Source organism: Sphingomonas sp. CCH9-F2 (assembly GCF_001556735.1).
Taxonomy (GTDB): Bacteria; Pseudomonadota; Alphaproteobacteria; order Sphingomonadales; family Sphingomonadaceae; genus Sphingomonas; species Sphingomonas ginsenosidimutans.
The window spans coordinates 1-452 of record NZ_LSJO01000459.1 but is presented as its reverse complement, the minus strand read 5'-3'; the positions used below and the strand labels follow the sequence as shown (position 1 = coordinate 452).

At 69.7% G+C, this 452-nt stretch carries 1 protein-coding gene; it reads right to left on the bottom strand.

Going from position 1 to position 452, the window contains the following annotated elements; translation table 11 throughout:
• Positions 1-452: c-type cytochrome (locus AX685_RS12735; protein WP_156445792.1), on the bottom strand; the 452-nt coding region annotated here is incomplete at both ends.

Below are 452 nucleotides of genomic sequence, written 5' to 3'. Positions count from 1 at the left end.
GCACGGCGTCAGCCTTGGCGTCGCCGATCGCCGCGCCGAGCGCGGCCGGGGTGAGTGCGACCAGGGTTTTCAGGTCCGGGATGCGACGGCGAAGGGTCGGATCGGATTTCCACAGCCGCTCGCCTTCGCGCGCCTGCGCGTCCGTGAAGGCGAAGCTCCCGGCTCGGAATGCTACCGCCCAGCGCTGATCGTTCGGCAGATCGGCGAAGCTCTGCATCGCCGTCCCGTCGATGCCCTGCGTCACCACCTGATAGAGCGCGAAGACGCTGCGCTGGCGCGCACGTTCGGCATCGGTAAAGGCGATCGGGGGTGTCGCGAGCTTGGCGGCGTCGGGGCCACGGCCGTTGCCCGTCATGCCGTGACAGGACGCGCAGGATTGTTGGAACAGGGCATGGCCGGAGACGAGGTTCGGAGCCTTATCGGGCGCGAGCGGCACCGGGTAGGCGCGCAGC